The sequence below is a fragment of the Halomonas rhizosphaerae genome (assembly GCF_030010555.1).
GTDB classification, from domain to species: domain Bacteria; phylum Pseudomonadota; class Gammaproteobacteria; order Pseudomonadales; family Halomonadaceae; genus Halomonas; species Halomonas rhizosphaerae.
Window position 1 is genome coordinate 154345 of sequence record NZ_JASCQP010000011.1, and the last position, 24569, is coordinate 178913.

The following is a 24569-nucleotide window of genomic DNA, read 5'->3' on the forward strand; positions in this document are numbered from 1 at the left end:
CATGCAGACCCTGATGATCCCTGAGATCGGCCACTATGCCCTGATCATTGCCCTGCTGATGGCACTGGTCCAGGGCGTGATGCCACTCGCCGGGGCGGCCACGCGCCGCCCGCTGTGGATGGCCTACGCGCGGCCCATGGCCACCGGCCAGTTCCTCTTCCTGGCCATCGCCTACGCCTGCCTGACCGCCAGCTACCTGCTGGACGACTTCAGCGTGGCCAACGTGGCCAACAACTCCAACTCGATGCTGCCCTGGTACTACAAGGCCAGCGCCGTGTGGGGCAACCACGAGGGGTCGGTGCTGCTGTGGAGCCTGATCCTGGCCGGCTGGAGCTTCGCGGTGAGCCGCTTCTCGCGGGAGCTGCCCCGCGACATGCTGGCGAGGGTGATGGGCGTGATGGGGCTGGTCAGCGTCGGCTTCCTGGCCTTCGTGCTGATCACCTCCAACCCCTTCGAGCGGCTGCTGCCCAACGTCCCCCAGGACGGCGCCGACCTCAATCCGCTGCTGCAGGACTTTGGCCTGATCGTCCACCCGCCGATGCTCTACATGGGCTACGTGGGCTTCTCGGTGGTCTTCGCCTTCGCCATCGCCGCCCTGCTGGGCGGGCGCCTGGATGCGGCCTGGACCCGCTGGGCGCGGCCCTGGACCAATATCGCCTGGGCCTTCCTCACCGTGGGCATCGCCCTGGGCAGCTGGTGGGCCTACTACGAGCTGGGCTGGGGCGGCTGGTGGTTCTGGGACCCGGTCGAGAACGCCTCGCTGCTGCCCTGGCTGGCCGGCACGGCGCTGATCCACTCCCTGGCGGTGACCGAGAAGCGCGGCGCCTTCAAGAGCTGGACGGTGCTGCTGGCGATCACCACCTTCTCGCTGTCGCTGATGGGCACCTTCCTGGTGCGCTCGGGCGTGCTCACCTCGGTGCATGCCTTCGCCAACGATCCCTCCCGCGGGCTCTTCATCCTGGTGCTGCTGGGCATCACCGTGGGGCTCTCGCTGCTGCTGTTCGCCCTGCGCGCCCCACGGGTCAGCCACCAGGTCGGCTTCAGCTGGCTCTCCCGTGACGCCCTGCTGCTGATCAACAACATCCTGCTGGTGATCATGACCGTCACGGTGCTGCTCGGCACGGTCTACCCGCTGCTGCTCGATGCCCTGAACCTCGGCAAGATCAGCGTGGGCCCCCCCTACTTCAATGCCCTCTTCGTGCCGCTGACGGTGGTGCTCTGCCTGTTCATGGGGCTGGGTCCCCTGGCGCGCTGGAAGCATACCCCGGCCCGTGACCTCTTCCGGCGCAGCTGGCTCGCCGGCCTGGCGGCCCTGGCGATCGGCGCGGTTGCCCCGCTGCTCTATCGCGGCGAGTGGAACCTCAAGGTGAGCCTGGGCGTCGTTATCGCCCTGTGGATCGTGCTGCCCATGGCCCGCGACCTCTGGGCCAAGTCCCGGCACTCCGCCGGCCGCGTGGCCGGCATCAGGCGCCTCTCCCTGGCCTACTGGGGCATGATCCTCGGCCATCTGGGCATCGCGGTGACCATCATCGGCGTCACCGTGGTCTCCAACTACGCCATCGAGCGCAACGTGCGCATGGGCGTGGGCGACAGCGTCGAGGTGGTCGGTTACACCTTCACCATGACCGAGCTCGCCAACCGGCGTGGGCCGAACTACCTGGCGGACACCGCCGAGATCGAGGTGCGCCGCGGCGACAGCCAGCGCAGCTTCACCATGACCCCCGAGAAGCGCCTCTACATCGCCCGTGGCATGCCGATGACTCAGGTCGCGCTGCGCCCCGGCCTGTTCCGCGACCTCTACGTCGCCATGGGCGAGGACCTGGAAGACGGCAGCTGGGCGATGCGCATCCAGTACAAGCCCTTCGTGCGCTGGCTGTGGCTGGGGGCGCTGCTGATGGCCTTCGGCGGCGTGCTGGCCGTGGCGGATCGGCGCTATCGTCGCGCCGTGACGGCCCGCGACCCGGAACGCGCGGTGGCTGCCGAGCCTCGGGAGGCCACCACATGAAGCGTCGCCTGCTGCTGCTCCTGCCGCTGGTCGGCTTCCTGGTGCTCGGCGCCTTCCTCTACATGGGATTGTCGATCAATCCCTTCGAGCGCGACTCGGCGCTGATGGCCCGGGAGTTTCCGGCCTTCGAGCTCACCACCCTCGAGGATCCCGAGCGGGTGGTGGATGCTTCCCTGCTCGAGGGCGAGGTCACCCTGGTCAACGTCTGGGGCGAATGGTGCCCGACCTGCAAGCAGGAGATGCCGCAGCTGCTCGACCTCGCCGATCGCGGCGTGCGCCTGGTGGGGGTCGACTACAAGGATACCCGGGAGAAGGGACGCGAGTTCCTCACCGAGTTCGGCAACCCCTTCGAGGTCAACATCTTCGACCCGGAGGGCAGCCTGGGCTTCGAGCTGGGCGTCTACGGGGCCCCGGAGACCTTCCTGGTCGATCGCGAGGGCATCATCCGCTATCACCATACCGGCTACATCCGGCCGGAGGACGTGCGCGAGACGATACTGCCGGAGGTGGAAAGATGGCGCTGATCACCCGACTGCTGCTGTGTGCCCTGTTGCTGTGGCCCACCCTGGGCCAGGCGGCGGTGGAGGTTCGCGAGTTCGATGACCCGGTCACCGAGCAGCGCTACCGCGACCTCACCGCGACCCTGCGCTGCCCCAAGTGCGAGAACCAGGCCATCGACGACTCCGACTCGCCCATCGCCGGCGACATGCGCGAACGGGTCTATCTCCAGCTCCAGGACGGCCGTTCCGACAAGGAGATCCTCGACTTCATGGTCAACCGCTTCGGTGACTATGTGCTCTACAACCCGCGCCTCGAGGGACGCACCCTGCTGCTGTGGGGGCTCCCCGCCGGCCTGGTGCTGCTGGGCGCCTTGGTGGTGGTGCTCATGGTGCGTGCCCGCCGGCGCACCTCGGCCCGCGACCTGAGCGCCGAGGAACGGGCGCGCCTGGATGCCCTGATCAAACGCGAGAGGACCGAATGACCCTGTTATGGATCGCCCTTGCCCTGCTGCTGCTGCCGGCCCTGTGGCTGCTGGTCGCCCCCCTGCGGCGCGCCGCCGCCGTGAGTGCCGCCCAGCGTGATCATGAGGCCAACGACCGCACGACCGACCAGAACCTGGCCATCTACCGCCGCCGGCTGGCCTCGCTGGAGGCCGCCCGGGAGCGAGGCGACATCGACCCGGCGCGTTTCGAGGAGGATCGTCTCGAGCTCGAGCGCAGCCTGCTCGAGGACACCGAGCACCTGGAGCGTGCGCCCCTGAAGTCGGCCGCGTCCGGCAAGCTGGCGGTGCCGCTGGTGATGGTGGCCGTCGTGCTGGCCAGCGCCTTCTGGTATGTCCAGAAGGGGGCCGAGGGCGACCTCACCCTCTACACGGTCCAGCAGCAGGTGATGAACGACCCCGAGGCGTCATTGCCGATGCTGGTCGAGCGGCTCGAGGAACAGGCCGCCCGCCAGCCCGACAACCCCAACGTCTGGCGGGCGCTGTTCCCGCTCTACCGTGACAGCGGCCGCACCGCCGAGGCCACCCGCACCCTGGAGCGGCTGGTCGAGCTCGAGGGGCGCCAGCCCGGGCTGCTGGCCGAGCTGGCACAGATCCGCTACTTCGCCGCCGGCCGCGAGATGACCGACGAGGTCCAGACGCTGGTCGACGAGGTGCTGGCGATGGATTCCAGCCAGCCTACGGTGCTTGGCATGCTCGGCATCGATGCCTTCGACGACGGTGACTACGAGACCGCCATCGACCGGTGGCGTCGGGCCATCGCCGGCATGGATGACCCCGATACCGCCGACGCCCTGCGCCAGGGCATCCGCGTCGCCCAGCAGCGCCTGGGGATCGCGCCGGACGAGGCCGAGCAGGCCGTCGCCGAGGGGCCCGGCATCGCCGTCAGGGTTCGCCTGGCGGACGACCTCGCCGGTCGGCTCGACGCCGATGCCACCGTCTTCGTGGTGGCCCGGGACCTCGAAGGGGAGCTGCCGCCGCTGGCCGTGGCCCAGGCCCGGCTGGACGAGCTGCCGCTCACCGTGGTGCTCGATGATGGCCGCTCCATGTCCCCCCAGGCGCGGATCTCCCAGGTCGACGAGGCGCGGCTGATGGTTCGGGTTTCCGAGAGTGGCCAGGCCACGCCCCAGCCCGGCGATCTGCTCGGTACCCTCGAGGGGGTGACGGTGGGCGATACCGATGGCGAGCCCGTCGAGGTGGTGATCGACCGGGTCGTCGAGTAAGCCCATGCGCCTCACGTCGATCCGCCTGGTGGGGTTCAAGTCCTTTGTCGATCCGGTCACTGTGCCCTTCGACGGCAACATGACCGCTATCGTGGGGCCCAACGGCTGCGGCAAGTCCAACATCATCGACGCGGTGCGCTGGGTGATGGGCGAGTCGTCGGCCAAGACCCTGCGCGGCGAGTCGATGACCGACGTCATCTTCAACGGCTCCACCGGCCGAAAGCCGGTGGGGCTCGCCTCCATCGAGCTGCATTTCGACAACCGTGACGGCGCCATGGGCGGCGCTTATGCCCAGTACGCCGAGATCGCCGTCAAGCGCCAGGTCACCCGCGACGCCCAGTCCAGCTACTTCTTCAACGGCCAGAAGTGCCGTCGCCGCGACATCGCCGACCTCTTCCTGGGCACCGGCCTGGGGCCGCGCTCCTATGCCATCATCGGCCAGGGCATGATCTCTCGACTGATCGAGGCACGCCCCGAGGAGCTGCGCTCGACCCTCGAGGAGGCCGCCGGCATCTCCAAGTACAAGGAGCGACGCCGCGAGACCGAGAACCGCATGCGGCGCACCCAGGAAAACCTGGAGCGCCTGGAGGACATCCGCGAGGAACTCGACAAGCAGCTCGAGCGGCTCAAGCGCCAGGCCGAGGCGGCGCGTCGCTACCAGACCCTCAAGCAGGAGGAGCATCGCCTCAAGGGCGAGCTGGCCCTGCTGCGCGGCCGCGCCCTGCGCGCCAGCCAGACCGAGGAGGAGACCCGCGTCCGCGAGCTGGAGACCGCCGTGGAGCGTGAGGTACTCGGCATGCGCCAGGCCGAGAGCCGCCTGGAGGAGGCCCGCGCCGAGCACGACCGCCTCGCCGAGGAGCTCGACGGCCGGCAGTCGAGTTTCTTCGAGACCACCACTGCCATCGCCCGCCTGGAGCAGGACCTGGAGCACACCCGCGCCCGCGACCAGCAGCTGGCCCGCGACCTCGAGGCCGCCCGTCACGAGCTCGCCGAGCTCGCTCGTCTCGGCGACGACGACGGCGAACGCCTGGCCCACCTGGACGTGCGCCTCGAGACCCTGGGGCCGGAACAGGAGGAGGTGGCGGAGCAGCTCGCCGAACTGGAGGCCGCCCTGGAGGAAGCCGAACCCCGTGCCGAGGAGGCCGACGCCGCCTGGGAGAGCTTCGGCGAGCGGTGGCAGGCGCAGAGCCGCGAGGCGGAGCGCGCCCAGGACCGGCTGCGCGACCTGGAGAGTCGACTCGAGCGCCTGGCCGCCGACGAGCGTCGTCGTCGCCAGCAGCATGAGGAGCTGCCCGACATCGCCGGCCTGGGTGATCAGCGCCGTGAACTGGCCGAACGTCATGCCGAGCTCGAGGAGCGCCTGGCCGAGATCGAGGCGCGCCGCGGCGAGCATCAGGCCAGCCGCGACGGCGCCCGGGAGCAGGTGCGCGAGGCCGAGGGGGCCCGCGAGGCCGACCGCCAGCGGCGCAGCACCCTGCAGGGCGAGCTGGCCTCGCTGGAGGCGCTGATCCAGGCGGCCCTGGCCGATCACGACGAGGCCCTGGATGCGCACCTGGCCGCCCATGGCCTGGGTCAGCAGCCCCGTCTCGGTGAGGCCCTCGAGGTCGAGCCCGGCTGGGAGGAGGCGGTCTCCTGGGTGCTGGCGCCCTGGCTGCGCGCGCGACTGGTGTCGCTGCCCGACACCCGCGAGGCCCTGGCCTCGCCGCCGGACGCCGAACTCGGCCTGCTCGAGGCCGCCGAGTCGTCTGCCCCGACCGACAGCCTGGCGGCTAGGGTGCGCGGTGCCGGGGCGGCCGGCCAGTGGCTGGCGGGCATCCGCTGCGTCGCCGACCGCGAGGCGGCCTGGTCGGCCCGCGAGGGCCTGGCGGGCGGCGAGAGCCTGATCACCCCTGATGGCCTCTGGCTGGGACCCGGCTGGGTGCGCCATCGTGGCGCCGGCAACGGTCCGGATGCCCTGCTGGTCAGCCGTCGCCGTGAGGCGGAGGTGCGTGATGAGCTGGCCGAGGTGGAAGCCCGCCTCGCCGACCAGGACCGCCACCTCGAGGAGGCCGCGGCGCGGGTCGAGCAGGCCGAGGCGGACCTGGAGCAGGCGCGACTCGAAGAGCGCGAGCTGGAACAGCAGCGCCAGCAGCTGGCCGTCCAGGAGAGCGGGCTGGCCAGCCGACTCGAGCACCTGGAGGGGCGTGCCGCCGAACTCGCCGAGGAGCTCGACGGCCTGGCCGAATCCCGTGAGGAGGCCCTGTTGGCCCTCGAGGAGTCGCGCGAACAGTGGCAGGCGGCGATGACACGGCTGGAGGAGGGGGCCGAGACCCGAGAGCGGCTCGAGCGGGAGCGTCGCGAGGCCCGCGAGACGCTGGCCGCGCTGCGGGCCCGGCAGCGTCCCCTGGCCGAGCAGGCGCAGCGCCTGGCCCTGGAGCAGGAGCGCACCGTGACCGAACGCAACGGGCTGGCCGAACAGCTGGGCCGCGCCGGCGAGTCGCGGGAGCGCCTCGAGTTGCGCTGTGCCGAGCTCGAGGAAGCGCGCGAAGGCCTCCATGAGCCCGACGAGGAACGTCGCGAGCGGCTCGACGAACTGCTGGAGCGCCGCGAACGCGAGGAGCGCGTGCTCAACGAGACCCGCGCCCGGGCCGCCGAACTGGTCGAGCGGCTGCGCGAGGACGAGCAGGCCCGCCAGGGCCACGAGCGCAGCCTCGAGGGCATCCGCGAGCGCCTCCAGGAGTCGCGCATGCAGGTCCAGGCCCTCTCCCTCAAGGCCGAGGCCCAGGACGAGCAGCTCGCCGAGCTGAACCACGACGCCGCGAGCCTGTCCGAGTCTCTTGACCCCAACGCCACCGAGTCCTCCTGGCAGGCCCGGCTGGAGGAGGTCGGCGAGCGCGTCCGCCGGCTGGGGGCCATCAACCTGGCGGCCATCGAGGAGTACGACCAGCAGGCCGAGCGCCGCGACTACCTGGAGGCCCAGCATGCCGAGCTCTCCGAGGCGCTGGAGACCCTGGACCGGGCCATCCGGCGCATCGACCAGGAAACCCGGACGCGATTCCGCGACACCTTCGAGCGAGTCAATGCCGGCCTGCAGGCACTTTTCCCGCGGGTATTCGGCGGGGGAACCGCGTGGTTGACCCTGACCGGCGAGGATTTGCTGGAAACCGGGGTGGCCATCATGGCGCGTCCCCCCGGCAAGAAGAACAGCACCATTCATCTTCTCTCCGGTGGAGAAAAGGCGCTCACCGCCCTGTCGATGGTATTTGCCATCTTCCAGCTCAATCCGGCGCCCTTCTGCATGCTCGACGAGGTGGATGCCCCGCTGGATGATGCCAATGTGGGACGCTACGCGAAGCTGGTGAAGGAGATGTCCGACACCGTCCAGTTCATCTACATCACCCACAACAAGATCGCCATGGAGGCATCGGAACGCTTGATGGGGGTGACCATGCAGGAGCCCGGGGTATCACGCCTGGTGTCGGTCGGCGTCGAGGAGGCCGCGGCCCTGGCCGAGGCCTGATGGGCTTGAACGTGAACGGCAAACGGGTTAACAAGGAAGATAATGAATACTGCATTGCACGGAAGCACGGGGAACCTGAAGGGCGATTGCGAAGGGCCCGGTCGGGTTGCGGCACGAAAATGCCGAGCTTGACAAATAAAAAAAGTGGCCCTTTTTTTGGCAATCGCGCTATGCTGTTGACGGACAACCATCAGGCATGGCGCCTTAGCAAAAGGCATGACGACCCATGGAACTAAGAGAGTGGCTGATCATACTAGGGCTGGCGCTGGTGACCCTCATCGTCATCGATGGTGTGCGTCGCCTGCAGCGTCAGCGTCGTGTTCCACGTCTCGACCAGGTCTCGGACCGGGACGAGCGTGGCCCCACGGGGAACGACGAGGACCCTGAAGCCGCGGCCCGCGCGGCCGAAATCAACTGGGAGCTGCCCAACGGAGGGGCGCGGGTCGTCAGGCCGGCGGAAGACCGGGGGGTACAATCCAAGCCCAAGCTGCAGCGCCAGGAGCACCCCGGCCCCTCGCGGGTGCTGGCGGAGTTTCGGCGGCATGCCGAAGGCCCCGAGACATCGGGCAGCCGGCCGGCAGGTGGCGGCGAGCGTGAGCCGAGCGTCGCCCGTCCTGCCGCCGAGGCACGGGAGACCTTCCGGCCGGTGAACCGTGAGCCTGAGTTCAGGGCGCAGCGCGATCCCGAGCGCAGTGCTCATGCCTCCACCTCCCGGGATCCGGCGGCGGAGGGGGCGATTGCTGCGCAAAACGAGGCCGACGAGCGCCGCGAGCCGGGGCTCTCGAGCCTGGATGGCCTGGACGAGAAGGCCAAGGAGACTACGGCGATGCAGGACACCCAGCCCCTGGCGGCCGACCCCGAGGATCATGACGCCTACGCCGACGAGGAGCATTACCGCCTGGTGGACCTCGAGGGCATGGGCGATTCCCTCAAGAGCGGTTCCAGGCGGGTGGGCTCCTCCATGCAGCGCTTCGGGGCCTCCCTGCAGAAGAGCCTCGCCGAGCGGCGTGAGCACAAGCGCAGCGAGAAGGTCCGCCGCGAGCAGGAGCGTGCCGAGAAGGCCGCTCGCGAGGCGGCGCGTCGGCAGCAGGCCGAGGACGAGAAGGCCGTCCAGGAGGCCGAACGGCGTCGCTTGGAGGCCGAGGCGGTCGCCTCCGCCGATGACGATGACCCGCTCTTCACGCCCTCCCGCAGCCAGCGGCAGGCGCCCGAGGAGGCGCCGGTCGAGGCCGCGATGGATGACGTGGCCCCGCGCGACGACGTGGTGCGCACCCACCCGGTGCTGGAAAGGGCCCTTCGCCATGACGTCAACGCCGAGCATGCCCGCGAGACCCTGAGCCAGGCCGACGAGATCATCGTCATCAGCGTGATGTCCCGGGACGAGGCGGGCTTCTCCGGTACGGCACTGCTCGACCTGATGCTGGCCTGTGGGCTGCGCTACGGACGCGACATGGGCATCTTCCATCGCTTCGAGACCGAGGATCCCGAGAGCCGCCTGCAGTTCTCCATGGTCAACGTGGTCAAGCCGGGGACCTTCCCCATCGAGGCCATGGACGACTTCCGGACCCAGGGCATCACCCTGCTGATGCCGCTGCCGGGCGCCAGCGATACCGCGGCCGCCTTCGAGGCGATGGTCGAGACCGCCATGGTCATCGTCCGCCACCTCGGCGGCGAGCTGAAGGACGAGAACCAGAGCGTGATGACCGCCCAGACCGTGGAGTTCGCCCGCCAGCGGGTCCAGGAGTTCGAGCGGCGCAACCGCCTCAACCGCTACCAGGTGAACTAGCGGTAAGCCTCGAGCGGCAAGCCGGAAGAGGAACAACCCCATGAATCCATGGGGTTGTTCTGTTATCAGGGATGCGGAATGATGCCGGGCCCAGAGTGTTGAGCCTTCACGCAACCAGACCAGGGACGCCATGACCCAAGCCGACCCGCAGCTCCTCGACGAGGTAACGCGCCTGCGTGCCGAGCTCGATGATGCCAACTACCGCTACTATGTGCTCGATGAACCGCGGCTCACCGACGCCGACTACGACCGCCGCCTGCGCCGCCTGCAGGAGCTCGAGGAGGCCCATCCCGACCTGGTGACCCCCGACTCCCCGACCCAGCGGGTGGGGGCCGCGCCCGATGCCGGTTTCCCCGAGGTGCGGCATGCCGTGCCCATGCTCTCCCTGGACAACGCCTTCAGCGAGGAGGAGATCAAGGCCTTCGTCAGGCGCGTCGCCGACCGGCTGGAGGCCCATGGCGAGCCGCTGGCCTTCTGCTGCGAGCCCAAGCTCGACGGTGCCGCCGTGTCGCTGGTCTTCGAGCAGGGCATGCTGGTCAGTGGCGCCACCCGCGGCGATGGCCGCACCGGCGAGGGCATCACCTCCAACCTGCGCACCCTGCGCTCCATTCCGCTGAGGCTGCGTGGCGACGACCCGCCCGACCTGCTGGAGGTGCGCGGCGAGGTGATCATGAGCCATGAGGGCTTCGAGACGTTGAACGAGCGGGCCCGGGAGTCGGACGGCAAGGTGTTCGCCAATCCCCGCAACGCCGCCGCCGGCAGCCTGCGCCAGCTCGACCCCAGGGTCACCGCGACGCGCCCGCTGGAGTTCAGCGCCTACCAGGTGGCGCGCCTCGAGCCGGAGCGGGGCGACGCCTGCCATAGCCAGCTGATGGCCCGGCTCGGCGAGTACGGCTTTCGCACCAGCCAGGAACTGGCGGTGGTCGAGGGGGCCGAAGGGATCATCGACTACTGCCGGCAGCTCGGCGAGAAGCGCGACGGCCTCGGCTACGACATCGACGGCGTGGTGATCAAGGTCGACGACCTGCGCCTGCAGCGCGAACTCGGCTTCGTGGCGCGCGCCCCGCGCTGGGCCATCGCCTTCAAGTTTCCCGCCCAGGAGGAGACCACCCGCCTCAACGACGTGGAGTTCCAGGTCGGCCGCACCGGGGCGATCACCCCGGTGGCCCGGCTAGAACCGGTCTCGGTGGCCGGGGTCACCGTCTCCAACGCCACCCTGCACAATGCCGACGAGATCGCCCGGCTCGGCGTGATGATCGGCGATACCGTGGCGATCCGCCGGGCCGGCGACGTCATCCCCCAGGTGGTCCGGGTGCTGGAGGAGCGCCGTCCGGCCGATGCGCGAGCGATCGTCTTTCCCGAGCACTGCCCGGCCTGTGGCTCGGACATCGAGCACCTGGAGGGCGAGGTGGTGGCGCGCTGCTCCGGGGGGCTCTACTGCCCCGCCCAGCGCAAGGAGGCCCTGAAGCACCTTGCCTCGCGCCGGGCGCTGGACATCGACGGCCTGGGCGAGAAGCTGATCGACCAGCTTGTCGAGCGTGACTGGGTCGCCACCCCGGCGGACCTCTTCCGGCTCGAGGCCGAGCGCCTCGCCGAACTGCCGCGCATGGGCAGGAAGTCTTCCGAGAACCTGGTGGCGTCCCTCGAGAAGGCGAAGCACACCACCCTGGCCCGCTTCGTCTACGCCCTCGGCATTCGCGAGGTGGGGGAGGCCACGGCCGCCAACCTGGCGCGCCACTTCGGCACCCTGAAGGCGCTGATGGCGGCCGACATCGAGGCGCTGGAGGCCGTGGAGGACGTGGGCCCTGTCGTCGCTTCCCATGTGCATACCTTCTTTCGCCAGCCCCACAACCGCGAGACCATCGACGACCTGATCGCCTGCGGGCTGAGCTGGGACGAGGAGGAGGTCGGTGAGCGACCCCAGCCGCTGGCCGGCCAGAGTTGGGTGCTCACCGGCTCCCTGGAGAGCATGACCCGCGACGAGGGCAAGGCGCGGCTCCAGGCCCTGGGGGCCAAGGTGGCCGGCAGCGTCTCCCGCAAGACCGCCTGCGTGGTGGCTGGCGAGGCCGCCGGCAGCAAGCTGGAGAAGGCCGAGCAGATGGGGGTCGAGGTCATCGATGAGGCCGCCTTCCTCGAGCGGCTGGCAGCGTGGGAACAGGGAGAGACCGAGGCATGAGCGGCGATCGCTTTATCGAGGTGCCCTATCGCATGCTGCCGGGCGAGACCCTCGACGCCCTGCTGGAGGCCTTCGTCACCCGCCAGGGCTACGACACCACCGACACCGGTGAGGGCATGCGCGGCTGGGTGGCCCAGCTCAAGGCCCAGCTCGAGCGCGGCGAGCTGCTGATCGCCCATGATCTGCAGACCGAGACCACCGAGGTGATGACGCTGGCCCAGTGGCGCGCCTTCGGTCGCGACCTGGCCGATGACGAGGAAGAGGGGTAGCGCCGCATTATTCACTTACCCCGGATCAGGTCGCGGATCAGCCGTCGCCCAGGGTGCAGGTGGTCCACCAGCGGCTGTTCCAGCGGCAGCGGCTCGTTGCAGATCTGTGATGCGAGAAGCTCCGCGCACAGCGGCGCGCTGGCCAGGCCCCGTGAGCCGTGGGCGGCGCTGATCCACAGGCCCGCATGGTGCCGGCCGGGCGTCTCGGGCACGCGGGTGGCATCCCTGGCCAGTGCTGCGTAGTCGGCCTGCCAGGCCTCGGCGTCGGGCACCGGGCCGGCATAGGGGGACTTGTCGGGACTGGCGGCGCGCAACGCGACCCGCCCCTCCAGATGACCGGGCTCGAGCTTCGCCCCCGTTTCGCGCAGGGCGGCCACGAAGGCGGGCAGGGTGGCCGTAAGCTCCGCCAGGTTGGCCGCGTGGTCGGCCTCACGAATGTCGGTGTCCGTCTCGCGGGGCGCGAAGGTGGCGCCGAAGGTGAGCCCGCCGTCCAGCGCCGGCGACACATAGCCGCCCGCACAGATGACCCGCTCGAGCTCGGGCGCCCCCCGGGGCAGAGCGAGCCGGCTGACCTGGCCGCGCACCGGCTGCAGCGGGAGCCGCGCGGTCTGGGCGAAGCGGTTGGCCAGCGTCGCGGTGGCGACCACCACCTGGTCGGCCGCCAGGCGCTCGCCGTCGGCCAGCGCCAGCGACCAGCCCTCATCAGTCGGGCTCATGCCGACCACCTCCGCGCGGCGAAGCTGGATGCCCGGCATGGCGGCGAGCCGGGCGCAGAGCGCGGCCGGCCGCACCCAGCCCGCCTGGGGGTACTCCAGTCCGCCGTGGGCGATCGGCGTGCCGGCCAGCCGCGAGGCCTCGTCTGCGGCCACGCCCCGCACCACGCCCTCCGGCAGGGGGTGGTGGGCCAGGAAGCGTGCCTGGCGGGCCTGCTCCTTCTCGCTCGTGGCCAGCTGCAGCACGCCGCAGGGCGCCCAGAGTTCCCGGTCGGGGTCGAGGGCCTCGAGCCAGCGTCGGCTGTGCAGCAGGCCGGCCAGATAGACCCGGCTCTGGGGGTTGGTGTCGGCGGCGAGCTTGACGTAGAGCGCCCCCTGGGCGTTGCCGGACCCGCCGCTGCCGGGCCCCTCGCGGTCGATCAGGGTGACCGTGACGCCGCGCCGCGCCAGGGCGGCGGCGGTGCTGGCACCGGCGATGCCGGCACCGATCACCGCGACGTGGCGGGCGCGGCGCGGGGCCGGGGGCGAGAACCAGGGCGTGCGCTCGCGGCGGCGATCCTCGGCGGGCTCGGCGATCTCGCCGGCCAGCATCTCGCGCTTGCGCCCGAAGCCCGGCACCTTGCGCCAGCGGAAGCCGGCGGCGGCCAGGCCCCGCTTGACCACCCCGGCGCAGGTGAAGGTGGCCAGGGTCGCCCCGGGGCGCGAGCGGGCCGCCATGGCGGCGAACAGCTCGGGTCGCCACATCTCGGGGTTCTTCGCGGGGGCGAAGCCATCGAGGAACCAGGCGTCCACCCGCCCGTCGAGCAGCGCCAGCCGCTCGAGGGTGTCGCCGAGGTGCAGGTCGAGGGTGACGCGCGCGTCGAGCCACAGCCGGTGCACGCCGGCCACCGCCTCGGGCCACTGGGCGACCAGGCGCGCGGCCCGGTCGGCCAGGTCCGGCCAGGCGGACAGCGCCCGGGCCAGGTCGTCGCGACGCAGCGGGAACTTCTCGGTGGAGACCAGGTGGAGTCTGGCGGCCGGCGGGGCATGGGCATCGAAGCAGGCCCAGGCACAGAGCATGTTGAGCCCGGTGCCGAATCCCGTCTCGCCGATCACGAAGGGGCGCGCCTCCTGCCAGCCGGCAAATCGCTCGGGCAGCCGGTTGGCGGCGATAAAGACATGCTCGGTCTCGGCGCGGCCGTCATGGCGCGAGAAGTAGACATCCTCGAAGGTCGTGGAGTGGGGCGCCTCCTCGCCGCCATCCTCCCGGTGCCATTCCAGGCGGGCGCTCTCCAGGCCGGACAGCGGGGGCAGGGCATCGGCGGCAGCGGTCACGGCGGGGCTCCGGGGATAGGGTCGATGGGGGCTGGTCAGGATTTGATCGATCTCGCCACGGCGGCCTGCCGACCGGGCTGGCGAAAGGCGTCCGCGGCGTTTCAACAGACTTGTCCACAGCAGCTGTGGGAAACTCGCTGTGGACAACCCGGAAGGGCAGGGCTCAGGGCAGGACCTTCTTGAAGGGCTTCACGCTGGCCCGGGCATAGACGCCGGCGATCATGTAGGGGTCGGCATCGGCCCAGGCCTGGGCACTCTCCAGGTCCTCGAACTCGGCGACCACCAGGCTGCCGGAGAAACCGGCTTCGCCCGGATCACTGCTGTCGATGGCGGGGTGGGGGCCGGCCAGCACCAGACGGCCCTCGTCGCGCAGCGCCTCGAGGCGGGCCACGTGGTCGGGACGGGCGGCCAGTCGCCGCTCCAGGCTGTTGTTCACATCTTCACTGATGATGGCGTAGAGCATCTCGGGTCTTCCTCGGTGGTGGGCGGCTCGCGCCGCGGGTGCGACCGGCGCCCGGCATTGACCGTCACCGGTCGGGCACGCAACATGGAAGGATATTCTGACAAAGTCACCTGCCGGCGTCATGCCCATGCCAGCACTTCCCGTGCGCTTCGAGGGCGAGCCCCTCACCATCGACCTGCACATGCACTCCACGGCCTCCGACGGCGCCCTGCCGCCGGCCGAGGTGGTGGCACTGTGTCGTGCCCGGGGGCTCACCCACATGGCGCTCACCGACCATGACACCATGGACGGCATCGCGCAGGCGCAGGCGGCCGCGAGCCGCGAGGGGATCCGGCTGATTCCCGGCACCGAGCTCTCCACCCAGTGGCGCGGCATCAACATCCACGTGGTAGGGTTGCTGCCCGATGGCCCCCAGGGCGACCTGGTGGCCGGGCTCGCCGCCCAGGCACAGGCCCGGGAGCGCCGCTCGCTGAAGATCGCCGAGCGGCTCGAGAAGGTCGGGCTCACCGATGCCCTGGTGCGGGCCCGCGAGCAGGCCGGATCACCGCGCCCGCTGGGCCGGCCGGACTTCGCCCGGGCGCTGGTCGCGGCGGGGCTGGTGCCCGATATCGGCGCTGCCTTCAAGAAGCACCTGGGCAACGGCAAGGCCGGTGACATCAAGGCCCACTGGCCCTTCCTCTCCACGGCGGTGGCCTGGATCCTCGATGCCGGCGGAGTCGCGGTGCTGGCCCATCCGCTGCGCCACGGCCTGACCCGGCGCAAGCGCGGGCTGCTGCTGGACGACTTCGCCGCCGCCGGGGGCCAGGCCGCCGAGCTGGTCAGCGGCTTCCAGAATGCCGACGTGACCCGCGACCTGGCGCGCCAGCTCCAGGAGCGCGACCTCTACGGCTCGGTGGGCAGCGACTTCCACTTTCCCGGTGGCCACCTGGCGCCGGGCAGCATGAGCCCGGTGCCGCGTACCGCCACGCCGCCGGTGTGGACCCACCCCCGCCTGGCCGGCCTCGCCGCTCCGGCGGCCGCCTGAGGCCGGGATCGCGACACGCTATAGTGACAGACACCTTCCACCGGCCACCGAACAGGGAGCTCGCATGAGCCAGTTCTTCCAGATCCATCCCGATAACCCCCAGAAGCGCCTGATCGACCAGGCGACCCAGATCATCCGCGACGGCGGCGTGGTCGCCTACCCGACGGATTCCGGCTATGCCCTGGGCTGCCACCTGGGCGACAAGAAGGCCATCGAGAAGATCAAGTGGCTGCGCTCGCTGGACGACAAGCACAACTTCACCCTGGTCTGCTCCGACCTCTCCGAGATCGGCACCTACGCCAAGGTGGACAACGACGTCTTCCGCCTGCTCAAGGCCCACACCCCGGGGGCCTATACCTTCATCCTGGATGCCACCAGCGAAGTGCCGCGGCTGCTGCTGCACCCCAAGCGCCGCTCCATCGGCGTGCGCGTGCCGGACCATGCCATTACCCGGTCGCTGCTCGCCGCCCTGGGCGAGCCGCTGATGAGTGTCACCCTGATTCCGGTCGGGGAGGAGTTGCCGATGACCGACGCCGAGGAGATTCGCGAGCGCTTCGGGGCGCACCTCGACCTGATCATCGACGGCGGCGCCTGCCACCTGGAAGCCACCAGCGTGATCGACCTGCGTGACCTGCCGCCGAAGATCGTCCGCGAGGGGCGCGGCGACATCACCCCCTTCCAGCCCTGACTCCCACCCGCCGCCGGCTCAGCCCGCCGGCGGCGACCCTTCATCGTCTTGCTTTTCGCCGCCGTGCTTGTGCCGCCAGACCTTGCGTTCCTCCTCCGAGAGGCGTGGGTCGGGGGTGGTCTCGTCCAGCCAGGTGCCGCACTTCAGGCAGTACTTGGCGCGTTGCTCGTGGCGTTCGTGGCCGCAGCCCGGGCAGGCCTCGTCGGAGTAGCGATCCTCGCGGATCGCGCGGATCACCTGGGCGGAGAAGACCCCGGTGGGTACCGCGATGATCGAGTAGCCCGTCAGCATCAGTACCACCGTGATGGCCTGGCCGATCGGGGTCACCGGTACGATGTCGCCATAGCCCACCGTGGTCAGGCTGACGATTCCCCAGTAGATCGCCATGGGAATGCTGGTGAAGCCGGCCTCCCGGGGCTCGATCAGGTACATCACGGCCGCGAAGATGGTCACCAGCATGAAGATGCTGAAGAAGAACAGGAAGATCTGCCGTAGGCTGCGCTTGAGGGCATCCACCAGCAGCCGTCCCTCGCCGACGAACTGCATCAGGCGCAGCACGCGGAAGATGCGCAGGGTGCGCAGTACCCGTACCACGACCAGGGTCTGGGCGCCGGGCAGGATCAGCGTCAGCCAGGTGGGCAGGATGGCGATCAGGTCGATGATCCCGTAGAAGCTCCTGAGGTACATCCAGGGGCGCTCGAGGCAATAGAGGCGTACCGCCAGCTCGAGGGTGAAGGCGAGGGTGAAGCCCCACTCCAGCCAGAAGAACAGGGCGCCGTAGTCGGCGCGCAGGCTCGCGATGCTCTCCAGCATCACCACCAGCACGCTGGCGAGTATCGCCACGATCAGGGCGATGTCGAAGCCCTTGGCCAGCGGGGTGTCGGACTCGAAGATGATCTGGAAGACCCGGGTGCGCAGGCCTTCGGCGGCGGGCTTGGGTAGATGATTCACGAAGTTCGTCCTTGTGGTGGTCGAGGCCGGTCAGGCCAGGTCGACGTCGCCGGGCAGGCGGCGGGCCAGCCGCAGCATGCGGCGGCCGAAGGCCGGGGTCAGCCAGGCCTCGGCGTCCAGCGCCTCCGCGAGGGCGCGGGCCTCGTCGCGCAGCGCCTCATCGTCTACGGCATCATCGCCCGGTTCCGACAGGCGCTGGAAGGCCTGGCGCGCCTCGTCGCGCCAGGCCGGCCGGCCGGTATCGGCCAGCGCATCCAGCGCCACGGTGGCGCGGTGCAGCCAGGCCGCGGGGGTGATGCCCTTGGGCAGGGTCCAGCCGCCACCGAGCAGCGCCCCGCCGCGGGCCGCCTTGCTGGTGTCCGAGGGGCGCAGGGCCACCTCGTCGGCCAGCGCCTCGGCCAGCGACCATAGCGCCGCCGGCTCGCCCGCCTTGAGCTCCAGCTCCAGTTCGCGGATCGCCACCGCCTGCTCCCCCGCGCGGATCTCGCCCAGGTCCAGGGCGAGTTCCACGCTCAGGCCGTCCTCCTCCAGCCACCAGGTCTCGCGCATGAAGTCGGTGGCAAAGCGAGGCACCAGGCGCTCGAGCAGGGCCGGGTCGCGCTCGGCCAGGGGGGGCAGGGCGGCCAGCCCGGGGAGGTCGAGCCCCGGGCCCGGCACCTCCCACTCCCACTCGCCGCGGGTCGAGAGGCCGCCACCCCCCTGGCCACGGGTCTTCAAGGTCTGCAGCAGGCGGTCGCCGGCACGGCGCAGGCGCAGCGCCATGCGCGCCCGCTCCAGCTCGCCCTCGGGGGTGTCGTAGTAGGTATTGCCTAGGCGCGTGAGTGCGGGAACCAGGCCGGTCAGGCGGGGGTGGCGGCGCAGGGCCTCGGGTGCCTCGGCCCCCAGGGCCAGCTTGAGCTCGATCTCGTCTGCCATCGGGGCGCCACCTCGGTTGGATGAATAATGGATGATTTTTTCATGACGGTGGCGGTGTCAGTCACTATACTGACGCCGCCATTTTCCAGGTTCACAGATGCCCCATGGTGACATCCAATCCCTTCTCCGCGATGTTCGGTCGCTCGCCATTCCATCCGCTGCTGGCCCATATCGTCAAGGCCAACGAATGTGCCGACGAGCTGCTGCCCTTCTTCGAGGCCTCCCTCGTGGGCGACTGGGACACCGCCGCCCAGCATCGCGAGACCATCACGCGCCTCGAGCACGAGGCCGACGAGCTCAAGACCGACCTGCGTCTCAACCTTCCCAATACCATGTTCCTGCCGGTGTCGCGCTCCGACCTGCTCGACCTGATCAGCGTCCAGGACAAGATCGCCAACAAGGTTCGCGACATCACCGGCATCATGCTGGGGCGCAGGATGCAGGTGCCCCAGGAGCTTGCCCAGCCGATGCGTGACTACATGCGCACCTCGGTGGCCTGCGTGGCCCAGGCGCGCCACGCCCTGGAGGAGCTCAAGGATCTGCTCGAGTCCGGCTTCGGCCGCAACGTCTCCGACGTGATGCAGAAGATGATCCGCGAGTTGCATGTGCTCGAGCAGCAGGCCGATGGCCAGCAGGTGGCCATCCGCCGCCGGCTCTTCGAACTGGAAGACCGCCTGCCGCCGGTGGACGTGATGTTCCTCTACAAGATCATCGACTGGGTGGGCGAGCTCTCCGACCGCGCCGAGCGCGTCGGCAGCCGCCTGCAGATCATGACGGCCAATTGAACGTAGCGGCCCCGGCATTCCCGGGGCCGCGTCGTGTCGACCTCCTTCAGACCGCAACAAGGGAACCCTCCCTATGTCGATCATTGCGCAGCACGGTGAGATCTTCATCATCCTCGCCTGTCTCTTCGGCTTCTTCATGGCCTGGGGCGTGGGGGCCAACGACGTGGCCAACGCCATGGGTACCTCGGTGGGCTCGCGGGCCATCACCATCAAGCAGGCGATCATCATCGCCGTGATCTTCGAGTTCCTCGGCGCCTGGCTGGCCGGCGGCGAGGTGACCAACACCATCCGCAAGGGCATCATCGACCCCGAGCTGTTGCAGGACGACCCCCAGCTGCTGGTCTACGGCATGCTGGCGGCGCTGCTGGCGGCGGCGACCTGGCTACTGGTCGCCTCCATGAAGGGCTGGCCGGTCTCCACCACCCACTCCATCGTCGGCGCCATCGTCGGCTTCGCGGTGGCGGGCCTGGGGGCGGGTGCCGTGGACTGGGGCTCGGTGGGCAAGATCGCCGCCAGCTGGGTGGTCTCGCCACTGCTGGCCGGTACCATCGCCTTCACCCTCTTCAAGTCGGTGCAGCACCTGATCTTCGAGGCACGCGACCCCTTCAGCGCCGCCAAGCGCTACGTGCCCATGTACGTCTTCCTGGTCGGCTTCGCGGTGACCATGGTGACCCTCACCAAGGGCCTCAAGCATGTCGGCCTGGACCTCGGCTTCGGTGCCAGCCTGCTGTTCTCGATCCTCGCCGGCCTGGTGGTCGCGGGGCTCGGCGTGGCCATGGAGCGTCGCGTCAAGGCGTCGAGCCGCCAGTCCGACCAGTTCGGCTTCTCCGGCGTGGAGCGCGTCTTCGGCGTGCTGATGATCTTCACCGCCTGCGCCATGGCCTTCGCCCACGGCTCCAACGACGTGGCCAACGCCGTGGGGCCGCTGGCGGCGGTGATCAGCGTGGTGCAGACCGGTGGCGAGATCGAGGGCGCGGCCCTGGTGCCCTGGTGGGTGCTGGTGCTGGGCGGCGGCGGCATCGTCGTCGGCCTGGTCACCTACGGCCACAAGGTGATCGCCACCGTGGGCACCGGCATCACCGAGCTCACCCCGAGCCGCGGCTTCGCCGCCACCCTGGCGGCCGCGGTGACCGTGGTGCTGGCCTCGGGCACCGGGCTGCCGATCTCCACCACCCATACCCTGGTCGGGGCGGTGCTGGGCGTGGGCCTGGCCCGCGGCATGGCGGCGCTCAACCTGCGGGTCATCGGCACCATCGCCATGTCGTGGCTGATCACCCTGCCGGCCGGCGCCGGCCTCGCGATCCTCTTCTTCTTCACCTTCAAGGGCATGTTCGGCTAAGCGCCGAGCTACAAGCGCCGAGCTACAAGCGCCGAGCTACAAGCGCCGAGCTACAAGCAAACCCGAAGGTCGAGGCCTTCGGGTTTGCTTTTGCGGCGGCTGATTCCATGCTGCAGCTTGCAGGTGCCGCCGTTTTCGTCGCTCTGATATAGTGGTTCTCGACTCCCCCTTCGTTCACCTGCTGCCGGAGTGCGGCCTTGGATACTCGTTTCCCCTTCGTCGACTGGTTCCGCAATTCCTCCCCCTACATCAATGCCCACCGCGGGCGCACCTTCGTCATCCTGATCGAGGGCGAGGCCATGGCCAGCGGGCGAGGGGAGCAGCTGGTCCAGGACCTGGCGCTGCTGCACACCCTGGGCGTGCGGCTGGTGGTGGTGTTCGGTATCCGTCCCCAGGTCCAACAGGCCCTGGACGAGGCGGGCATCGTCCCCCGTCGCCACCAGGGGCGCTGGGTGGCTGACGAGGCGATCATGGCGCGGGTCGAGCGCATCGCCGCCGAGCAGCGGCTGTGGCTGGAGGCGCGGCTCTCCCCGGGGCTGCCCAACACGCCACTGCACGGCATCGAGATGACCGTGGTCTCCGGCAACCTGGTGATGGCCAAGCCGCTGGGCGTGCGCGAGGGAATCGACTTCGACCACAGCGGCGAGGTGCGTCGGGTGCGGGCGCAGGCCATCGAGGGACTGCTCGAGCGCGGGTCGCTGGTGGTGCTGCCGCCGCTGGGCTTCTCCAGCACCGGCGAGGTCTTCGACCTGGACGCCGCCGAAGTGGCCCGCCATGCCGCCACGGCGCTCGGCGCCGACAAGCTGATCCTGCTCGGGGAAGCCAGCGGGCTGTTCGACCGCAGCGGCCAGCTGCAGCGCCAGCTGACCCCGCGTGAAGCCGAGCCGCTGCTCCTGCAGGCCGACCCGTCCGGCGAGCTGGCCCGGCACCTCGGGGCGGCCTGTGCCGCCGCGCGGCATGGCGTGGCCCGCACCCACCTGCTCTCCTGGCACGACCATGACGCCCTGCTCGGCGAACTGTTCACCCGCGACGGCGTGGGCACCATGATCACCGAGCACCGCTACGAGCAGCTGCGCGCGGCAGAACTCGGCGACATCGGCGGCCTGCTCGAGCTGCTCGAGCCGCTCGAGCGGCGGGGGATGCTGGTCCCGCGCTCCCGGGAGCGGCTGGAGTACGAGATCGACGACTATCTGGTGATCGAGCGCGACGGCATGATCATCGGCTGCGCCGCCCTGCATACCTTCGGCGAGGCGACGATGGGGGAACTGGCCTGCGTGGCGGTCCACGACGACTACCGGGGCGGCGCACGCGGGGAACTCCTGCTCGCCGAGATCGAGCGCCGGGCTCGGCGCCTGGGGCTCTCGGCGCTCTTCGCCCTGACCACCCACTCCACCCACTGGTTCTTCGAGCACGGCTTCCGCCTGGCCGACATCCAGGCGCTGCCACCACTGCGCCGTGACACCTACAACCATGCGCGCAAGTCCAAGATCCTGGTCAAGACCCTCGCCTGAGGGCGCGCGCTGTCGCCATCCGGAGACGCGCCAACCCGTTGAAAACAAAGACCATTCAGGAAATCCTGCGAAAGGCGTCGCCACCTGGCGACGAAAATCCTGCCATCCCCCGCCCATCGGCCGTTGCGCAGGCTGTTTCCCACCTGCTCCCTTTTTTTGTCCTGTTCAACCAGTTGATATGTAAAGGTTAATGCAGTTCCTGGCATGCCATTGGCAACAGTCAGGACGAGCAAGGGAAAACGGTTCATTCGGCTCGAACCGTTTCCCGGTCGCCGAAGGGAGGCGGGCCATCACTGCCCTGTGCTCCCGCTCCCCGACGCGACCAGTGTCTGCTCCAAGCGATGTGTGACTTTAGGTTGCGATGAGACGGTACCGCCGCCAGGCAAGGATCGGTATCGAGAGGGCAAGGATGCCCTGGCATGGACGCCTCTCCCCCTCCGGGGGATCGAATCGCGCAGCATCGCCGTCGGCCTCCGGTCGAGGCGGTGGTGCCAGGAACGGAGCAGGGCGGTTCGCCACGCGATGGCATGCCACCCGCATGAGGATGACCAGCCCCTGGTGGCAGATGGTGCCTCATGGCTTCGGGGCCTCCCCGGCCCATGGACATCCGGGCAATGGACGAACCAGGTCGTCGATTGATCGGATCTCCGGACCCTTCAGTTCCCTGCGTATTGGGCCGGCTCTGCCGGCCCTTTTTTTTCCCCTTGCGGGACCTGTCCTGCGGGGTGGTGCCGATTGGCCGCGGGGCGTTCGGCTGAACTCTGGTATCCTTGGGGATGGACGATGGTGGTTCCCGTTACCCTCCTGCAAAGAACGCTGTCCATGACCTCAGCCGTTACGCGCCGCTGGAGGCCGCGCTCGCTGTTGCAGCTGGTGCTGCTGGCCTTTCTGGTAGTGATGCTGCCGCTGGCCGTGTTGATGATCCAGGCCGGTCAGGCCCTCTCCGAGCTGTCGCGCCTGGCCGATGTCAGTGCCCGCCAGGCGGTGGAGGAGACCCGGCGTGCCCGCTCGCTGGGTGCGCTTGCGCTGGAGATGGAGCGCGGTGCCCGCCAGTATGCCGTGGTCGAGGAGGAGAGCCTGCTGGAGATCTTCGACGAGCGCCTCGAGGAGTTCCGTGAGCTGCTGGCCCAGCAGCGCCGGCTGCTGCCCGATGATCCCGATGTGGCGGCACTGGAGGAAGAACTCGACGACCTCGCCGAACTGCCCGACCTGCCGCTCGAGGAGTTCACCGCCCGGCTCTCCGACTTCCTGCCCTTCGCCCAGCATACCGAGGCGATGCGTCGCGCCACCAACCGGCGCATCGACGAGCGCATCGAGAGCATCCGGGCCCGAGCCGAGGCGGTGCAGGTGCGCCTCTGGTGGCAGACCGCGGCCCTGGTCTCGGCGAGTCTGGTGCTGATGCTGCTTTTCACCCGGCTGATCATCCACCCGATCCGCCAGCTCGAACGGCGCATCCTGGGGATCGGCAGCGTGGGCGGCGACACGGGGCAGAAACCGCGGCCCTTCAACGGCCCCGCGGAACTGGTCACCCTGGACGAGCGGCTGGACTGGCTGGCCTCGCGGCTCGACGAGCTGGAGGCCCAGAAGCAGCAGTTCCTGCGCCACATGTCCCACGAGCTCAAGACCCCGCTGGCCAGCGTGCGCGAGGGCTCGTCGCTGCTCGCCGACGGCGTGGCCGGCGAGGTCACGCCGCGCCAGCGCGAGATCCTCGACCTGATCGATGCCAGCGGGCGCGAGCTGCAGCAGCTGATCGAGCAGCTGCTCGATTACAACCTGCTCCAGCACAATCGCCAGCTCGACATCGAGCGGCTGGATGTCGCCACCGTGGCCAAGGAGGTGCTGGCCAAGCACCGCCTGGCCCTCGACAACAAGGAGATGCGCGTCAGCTGCTTCGATGGCCCGCTGGCCTGGGAGCTCGACCGCACTGCCACGGCCAGGGTCCTCGACAACCTGATCTCCAATGCCGTCGCCTACGGCGAGGACGGCGGTGAACTGGAGATCCGTGCCCGTCCGCTGCGCGACCGGCTGGTGATCGAGGTAGCCAACAGCGGCGAGCCGATCGCCGAGGAGGATCGCGACCGGCTCTTCGAGGCCTTCTTCCAGGGCCGCGGGCGCCGCAAGGGGCCGCTGAAGGGCTCCGGCATCGGTCTCTCGGTGGCCGCCGACTGTGCGCGACTCCAGCACGGCAGCCTGGAGCTCGTGGACGATACCCGGCTGGCCGTGTGCTTTCGCCTGACCCTGCCGCGGATGGCCCGGGCTGCCGAACAGGATCACGATCACCCGACGCTCGCTCTGGCGGGCGCCCACTCGAGGAATGACACCCCATGACCGCGCGCCCCTGGCTCCTGTGCCTGGCCACGGCCTGGCTGGCCGGCTGCCAGTACTTGCCCGAGCAGCTGCAGTCGCCCTCCGGCCCCTCGCCCCTCCAGAGCCCTTCGACCGGGTCGACGTTCTGCCATGCCGAGTTGCCGGACTTCGACAACCTGCCCTGCCTGCTCGACGACTGGGTGGCCTTCGGCCTGGCCTCCCAGCGCGGCGATCGGGAGTGGCGGGAAGCCACCCTGACGCGCCTCGGGGGCGAGCGTACCGAACGTCGCCTGGCGCGCGCCGTGCTGCTCTCCTGGGGCGACGAGCAGCAGTGGGACCGCGCCTCGGAGCTCTACAAGGCCGACCTGCATGGTGCGCCGCCCGAGCTGCAGCCGCTGCTGCGCTACTGGCTCAACGAGCTGGAGGGGCGCCGCCGCCTGGCCGGCCAGCTGGCCGAGAGCCGGGGCGAGCACGAGGCCATCGTGGAGGAGAACGAGGCCCTCACCGAGGAGCTCGAGGCCATGGCCGAGAAGCTCGAGCAGCTCACCGCCATCGAACAGAGCATCAATCTGCGACAGCAGAATGAATGAATCGGGAGAGA

General features: G+C 69.8%; 19 protein-coding genes. 15 read left to right on the plus strand and 4 right to left on the minus strand.

Features of this window, described 5'->3' with window-relative positions:
- The first annotated feature begins 13 nt into the window (after positions 1-13).
- From QLQ83_RS03860 to QLQ83_RS03895, 8 genes are all read left to right on the plus strand, one after another.
- Complete coding sequence (locus tag QLQ83_RS03860) at positions 14-2005, plus strand: heme lyase CcmF/NrfE family subunit (RefSeq protein WP_459382595.1); 1992 nt, start codon at positions 14-16, stop codon at positions 2003-2005.
- A complete protein-coding gene (locus tag QLQ83_RS03865) occupies positions 2002-2529 on the plus strand; it encodes a DsbE family thiol:disulfide interchange protein (protein WP_282734238.1) in 528 nt (175 codons plus the stop codon). Before QLQ83_RS03860 ends, QLQ83_RS03865 begins: the two co-directional genes overlap by 4 nt.
- Positions 2520-2987, plus strand: coding sequence for a cytochrome c-type biogenesis protein (locus QLQ83_RS03870; RefSeq protein WP_282734239.1), 468 nt, complete (start codon positions 2520-2522; stop codon positions 2985-2987). The genes QLQ83_RS03865 and QLQ83_RS03870 overlap by 10 nt, the downstream gene beginning before the upstream one ends.
- Entirely contained in the window at positions 2984-4228 is a 1245-nt protein-coding gene (gene ccmI, locus QLQ83_RS03875; RefSeq protein ID WP_282734240.1) for a c-type cytochrome biogenesis protein CcmI, read from the plus strand. The genes QLQ83_RS03870 and ccmI overlap by 4 nt, the downstream gene beginning before the upstream one ends.
- A gap of 4 nt (positions 4229-4232) precedes the next feature.
- Positions 4233-7727, plus strand: coding sequence for a chromosome segregation protein SMC (gene smc, locus QLQ83_RS03880; protein ID WP_282734241.1), 3495 nt, complete (start codon positions 4233-4235; stop codon positions 7725-7727).
- A 226-nt stretch (positions 7728-7953) separates the two neighbouring features.
- Positions 7954-9513 (plus strand): cell division protein ZipA, encoded by a 1560-nt coding sequence (gene zipA, locus QLQ83_RS03885; RefSeq protein ID WP_282734242.1) that lies wholly within the window; start codon positions 7954-7956, stop codon positions 9511-9513.
- A 130-nt stretch (positions 9514-9643) separates the two neighbouring features.
- Positions 9644-11689: an NAD-dependent DNA ligase LigA gene (gene ligA / locus QLQ83_RS03890; protein ID WP_282734243.1), complete on the plus strand. Its 2046-nt coding sequence runs from the start codon at positions 9644-9646 to the stop codon at positions 11687-11689.
- Complete coding sequence (locus QLQ83_RS03895; RefSeq protein ID WP_282734244.1) at positions 11686-11958, plus strand: YheU family protein; 273 nt, start codon at positions 11686-11688, stop codon at positions 11956-11958. Before ligA ends, QLQ83_RS03895 begins: the two co-directional genes overlap by 4 nt.
- An 11-nt stretch (positions 11959-11969) precedes the next feature.
- Here the strand turns inward: QLQ83_RS03895 and mnmC are convergent, their stop codons facing one another.
- Entirely contained in the window at positions 11970-13985 is a 2016-nt protein-coding gene (gene mnmC / locus QLQ83_RS03900; RefSeq protein ID WP_282734245.1) for a bifunctional tRNA (5-methylaminomethyl-2-thiouridine)(34)-methyltransferase MnmD/FAD-dependent 5-carboxymethylaminomethyl-2-thiouridine(34) oxidoreductase MnmC, read from the minus strand.
- Between the two features lie 163 nt (positions 13986-14148).
- Positions 14149-14448, minus strand: a complete 300-nt coding sequence (locus QLQ83_RS03905; protein ID WP_282734246.1) for a YciI family protein — start codon at positions 14446-14448, stop codon at positions 14149-14151.
- A gap of 121 nt (positions 14449-14569) precedes the next feature.
- Here QLQ83_RS03905 and QLQ83_RS03910 point away from each other — a divergent pair, with 121 nt between their 5' ends.
- Positions 14570-15472 (plus strand): PHP domain-containing protein, encoded by a 903-nt coding sequence (locus QLQ83_RS03910; protein WP_282734247.1) that lies wholly within the window; start codon positions 14570-14572, stop codon positions 15470-15472.
- A 64-nt stretch (positions 15473-15536) separates the two neighbouring features.
- A complete protein-coding gene (locus tag QLQ83_RS03915) occupies positions 15537-16160 on the plus strand; it encodes an L-threonylcarbamoyladenylate synthase (RefSeq protein ID WP_282734248.1) in 624 nt (207 codons plus the stop codon).
- 18 nt (positions 16161-16178) lie between these two features.
- On the opposite strand, the gene QLQ83_RS03920 is transcribed toward QLQ83_RS03915, so the two are convergent.
- Both QLQ83_RS03920 and QLQ83_RS03925 read right to left on the minus strand, forming a co-directional pair.
- Positions 16179-17111, minus strand: coding sequence for an ion transporter (locus tag QLQ83_RS03920; protein ID WP_282734249.1), 933 nt, complete (start codon positions 17109-17111; stop codon positions 16179-16181).
- Positions 17112-17141: 30 nt separating this feature from the next.
- Positions 17142-18026: a CYTH domain-containing protein gene (locus QLQ83_RS03925; RefSeq protein WP_282734250.1), complete on the minus strand. Its 885-nt coding sequence runs from the start codon at positions 18024-18026 to the stop codon at positions 17142-17144.
- Between the two features lie 104 nt (positions 18027-18130).
- On the opposite strand from QLQ83_RS03925, the gene QLQ83_RS03930 reads away from it, so the two are divergent.
- From QLQ83_RS03930 to QLQ83_RS03950, 5 genes are all read left to right on the plus strand, one after another.
- Entirely contained in the window at positions 18131-18811 is a 681-nt protein-coding gene (locus QLQ83_RS03930; RefSeq protein WP_282734251.1) for a TIGR00153 family protein, read from the plus strand.
- 73 nt (positions 18812-18884) lie between these two features.
- Entirely contained in the window at positions 18885-20150 is a 1266-nt protein-coding gene (locus tag QLQ83_RS03935) for an inorganic phosphate transporter (protein ID WP_282734252.1), read from the plus strand.
- Between the two features lie 197 nt (positions 20151-20347).
- On the plus strand, positions 20348-21661 hold the full coding sequence (gene argA / locus QLQ83_RS03940) for an amino-acid N-acetyltransferase (protein WP_282734253.1): 1314 nt from the start codon (positions 20348-20350) through the stop codon (positions 21659-21661).
- An 822-nt stretch (positions 21662-22483) separates the two neighbouring features.
- Positions 22484-23989, plus strand: coding sequence for a sensor histidine kinase (locus QLQ83_RS03945; RefSeq protein ID WP_282734254.1), 1506 nt, complete (start codon positions 22484-22486; stop codon positions 23987-23989).
- Positions 23986-24558, plus strand: a complete 573-nt coding sequence (locus tag QLQ83_RS03950) for a hypothetical protein (protein WP_282734255.1) — start codon at positions 23986-23988, stop codon at positions 24556-24558. The genes QLQ83_RS03945 and QLQ83_RS03950 overlap by 4 nt, the downstream gene beginning before the upstream one ends.
- Positions 24559-24569: the final 11 nt, after the last annotated feature.

What these genes read in the sequence shown, in the direction of transcription:
- QLQ83_RS03860 (WP_459382595.1), top strand. Translation starts at nt 14, where the DNA reads ATGATCCCTGAGATCGGCCACTATGCCCTGATCATTGCCCTGCTGATG.
- QLQ83_RS03865 (WP_282734238.1), top strand. Translation starts at nt 2,002, where the DNA reads ATGAAGCGTCGCCTGCTGCTGCTCCTGCCGCTGGTCGGCTTCCTGGTG.
- QLQ83_RS03870 (WP_282734239.1), top strand. Translation starts at nt 2,520, where the DNA reads ATGGCGCTGATCACCCGACTGCTGCTGTGTGCCCTGTTGCTGTGGCCC.
- ccmI (WP_282734240.1), top strand. Translation starts at nt 2,984, where the DNA reads ATGACCCTGTTATGGATCGCCCTTGCCCTGCTGCTGCTGCCGGCCCTG.
- smc (WP_282734241.1), top strand. Translation starts at nt 4,233, where the DNA reads ATGCGCCTCACGTCGATCCGCCTGGTGGGGTTCAAGTCCTTTGTCGAT.
- zipA (WP_282734242.1), top strand. Translation starts at nt 7,954, where the DNA reads ATGGAACTAAGAGAGTGGCTGATCATACTAGGGCTGGCGCTGGTGACC.
- ligA (WP_282734243.1), top strand. Translation starts at nt 9,644, where the DNA reads ATGACCCAAGCCGACCCGCAGCTCCTCGACGAGGTAACGCGCCTGCGT.
- QLQ83_RS03895 (WP_282734244.1), top strand. Translation starts at nt 11,686, where the DNA reads ATGAGCGGCGATCGCTTTATCGAGGTGCCCTATCGCATGCTGCCGGGC.
- QLQ83_RS03905 (WP_282734246.1), bottom strand. Translation starts at nt 14,448, where the DNA reads ATGCTCTACGCCATCATCAGTGAAGATGTGAACAACAGCCTGGAGCGG.
- QLQ83_RS03910 (WP_282734247.1), top strand. Translation starts at nt 14,570, where the DNA reads ATGCCCATGCCAGCACTTCCCGTGCGCTTCGAGGGCGAGCCCCTCACC.
- QLQ83_RS03915 (WP_282734248.1), top strand. Translation starts at nt 15,537, where the DNA reads ATGAGCCAGTTCTTCCAGATCCATCCCGATAACCCCCAGAAGCGCCTG.
- QLQ83_RS03925 (WP_282734250.1), bottom strand. Translation starts at nt 18,026, where the DNA reads ATGGCAGACGAGATCGAGCTCAAGCTGGCCCTGGGGGCCGAGGCACCC.
- QLQ83_RS03930 (WP_282734251.1), top strand. Translation starts at nt 18,131, where the DNA reads ATGGTGACATCCAATCCCTTCTCCGCGATGTTCGGTCGCTCGCCATTC.
- QLQ83_RS03935 (WP_282734252.1), top strand. Translation starts at nt 18,885, where the DNA reads ATGTCGATCATTGCGCAGCACGGTGAGATCTTCATCATCCTCGCCTGT.
- QLQ83_RS03945 (WP_282734254.1), top strand. Translation starts at nt 22,484, where the DNA reads ATGACCTCAGCCGTTACGCGCCGCTGGAGGCCGCGCTCGCTGTTGCAG.
- QLQ83_RS03950 (WP_282734255.1), top strand. Translation starts at nt 23,986, where the DNA reads ATGACCGCGCGCCCCTGGCTCCTGTGCCTGGCCACGGCCTGGCTGGCC.